The 2,769-nt window shown below is 72.6% G+C and carries 1 protein-coding gene and 1 pseudogene; both read left to right on the top strand.

The features are described 5' to 3' along the window. A pseudogene (locus JMF90_RS32240) lies at positions 1-912 on the top strand (glycogen debranching enzyme GlgX); the annotation flags it as partial. A gap of 8 nt (positions 913-920) precedes the next feature. After that, the coding region (treZ, locus tag JMF90_RS32235; protein WP_201325948.1) for a malto-oligosyltrehalose trehalohydrolase at positions 921-2,769 on the top strand (1,849 nt) is incomplete at its 3' end.

Below are 2,769 nucleotides of genomic sequence, written 5' to 3'. Positions count from 1 at the left end.
GGCTTCGCCGAATGGAACGACCGGTTTCGCGACACCGTGCGGCGCTTCTGGCGCGGCGACGCGGGGCAGCGCCCGGAACTGGCCGCGCGGCTGTCGGGCTCGGCCGACCTGTTCAATCACGGGCGGCGCCGCACGTGGGCCTCGGTCAATTTCGTCACCGCGCACGACGGCTTCACGCTGGCCGACCTCGTGTCGTATGCGGGCAAGCACAACGACGCGAACGGCGAGGACAACCGCGACGGCCGCGACGACAACTGCAGCGCGAACTGGGGCGTCGAAGGGCCGACCGACGACGCGGCGATCCGCGACGTGCGGCTGCGCGTCGCCCGCTCGATGCTCGCGACGCTGTTTACCGCGCTCGGCACGCCGATGCTCGTGGCCGGCGACGAATTCGGCCGCACGCAGCACGGCAACAACAACGCGTATTGCCAGGATAACGAACTGTCGTGGCTCGACTGGGACCTGGCGCACAGCGACGACGGCGTGCAGATGACCCGCTTCGTGTCGCGGCTCGCCGCGCTGCGGCGCATGTATCCGGTGATGTCGGCGCCGCGCTACCCGTCGGGCGACCGCGACGGCGCGCCGGGCATGCGCGAGATCGACTGGTTCGACGAACGCGGCGACGCGCTCACCGTGCCCGCGTGGGAAGACGGCGAACGCCGCGCGCTGACGATGCGGCGCGTCGGCACCGGCCGCACCGGGCGCACCGAGGCGTTGCTCGTGATGCTGAACGCATCGGCCGACACCATCACGTTCATGCCGCCCGCGCCCGTGCTCGATTACCGCATCCTGCTCGACACCGCGACGCCCGACTCGGGCCCGCGCTCGTGGCCGGAAGCGGGGCTCGACGTCGCCGCGCATGCGGCCGTGATCGCGGTCGCGGCCGTGCCGCCGCCCGATCAGTCTTCCTGAGGACCGCCATGACATCCCGTTCCGCCCGCCCCACCGGCACGCACGTATTCGAATCGTCGTTCGGCGCGACCTGCGTCGAGGCCGACCGCACGCGCTTCCGGCTGTGGGCGCCCGCGAGCCGCACCGCCGCCGTCGAGCTGCAGGACGCAGGCGGCCGCGCGATCCCGATGACGCCCGCCGGCGACGGCTGGTTCGAGACGGTCGCGCCGTGCGGCCCCGGCACGCTGTACCGCTACCTGCTCGACGACGCGCTGGCGGTGGCCGATCCCGCGTCGCGCTTCCAGCCGTACGACGTGCACGGCCCGAGCCAGGTCGTCGATCCGGCCGCGTACCGCTGGCGCCACGACGCGTGGCGCGGCCGCCCGTGGCACGAAACGGTGCTCTACGAGCTGCATGTCGGCGCGTGCGGCGGCTACGCGGCCGTCGAGCGGCGCCTGCCGGCGATCGCCGAACTCGGCGTGACCGCCGTCGAGCTGATGCCCGTCAATGCGTTTCCCGGCGCACGCAACTGGGGCTACGACGGCGTGCTGCCGTTCGCGCCCGATGCGTCGTACGGGCGGCCCGAGGAACTGAAATCGCTGGTAGACAGCGCGCACGGGCTCGGGCTGCAGGTGTTCCTCGACGTCGTGTACAACCACTTCGGCCCCGACGGCAACCTGCTGCCGCGCTACGCACCCGACTTCTTCCGCGCGGACCGGCAGACCGCGTGGGGGCCGGCGATCGACTTCACCCGCCCGCAGACGAGCGCGTTCTTCATCGACAACGCGCTGTACTGGCTCGACGAATACCGCTTCGACGGGCTGCGCATCGACGCCGCGCACGCGATCGACGACGACGCATGGCTGCGCGAACTCGCGCGCCGCGTGCGCGCGCAGGCGGGCGACGCGCGCCACGTGCATCTCGTGCTGGAGAACGAGCGCAATACCGCGAGCCTGCTCGGCCCCGGCGGCTTCGATGCGCAATGGAACGACGACTTCCACAACAGCGCGCACGTGCTGCTGACCGGCGAGCGCGACGGTTACTACCGCGCGTACGCCGATGCGCCGCTGCGCCATTTCGCGCGCACGCTCGGCGAAGGCTTCGCGTACCAGGGCGAACCGTCGCCGCTGCACGACGGCGCCGCGCGCGGCGAGCCGAGCGCGCACCTGCCGCCGACCGCGTTCGTCGTGTTCCTGCAGAACCACGACCAGGTCGGCAACCGCGCGTTCGGCGAACGGCTGCGTGCGCTCGCGAACGACGATGCGGTGCGCGCGGCCACCGCGCTGATGCTGCTCGCGCCGTCGATCCCGCTGCTGTTCATGGGCGAGGAAGACGGCAGCACGCAGCCGTTCCAGTTCTTCACCGACTATCGCGGCGCGCTCGCCGATGCGGTGCGCGAAGGCCGGCGCCGCGAATTCGCCGCGTTTCCCGCGTTCGCCGACGCCGCGCATCGCGACGCGATTCCCGACCCGAACGACATCGCGACCTTCGTGCGCTCGTCGTCGCACCATCCGCCCGACGAGTCGTGGCCCGACGCAGCCGCGTGGCGGCGCTTCTATCGCAGCGCGCTGGCCGTGCGCGCGGCGCTCGTGACGCCGCATCTGGCGAACGCGCAGGCGCTCGGCGTCGAGCTGCTCGCGGGCGACGGCGACCCGCCCGCACTGGTCGCGCGCTGGCGCCTCGGCGACGGCAGCACGCTGACGATCGCGCTGAATCTCGGCTCGCACGACGCGACGCTGCCCGCGCTGCCGGTCGGCAAGATCGTGTTCGAGACGCCGCCGCGGGCGCGCGACCGGCTGCCCGGCGGGCACGTGCCGCCGCGCGCCTGCATCGTATGGCGCGACGGCGCGGTCAATCGGGATGCGCGGCATCACAGCA

The organism is Burkholderia sp. E168m23 (genome assembly GCF_016586125.1).
In the GTDB taxonomy this organism is placed as follows: Bacteria; Pseudomonadota; Gammaproteobacteria; order Burkholderiales; family Burkholderiaceae; genus Burkholderia; species Burkholderia orbicola.
The sequence above is the reverse complement of the archived record's forward strand: the minus strand, read 5'-3'. Positions and strand labels throughout refer to the sequence as shown.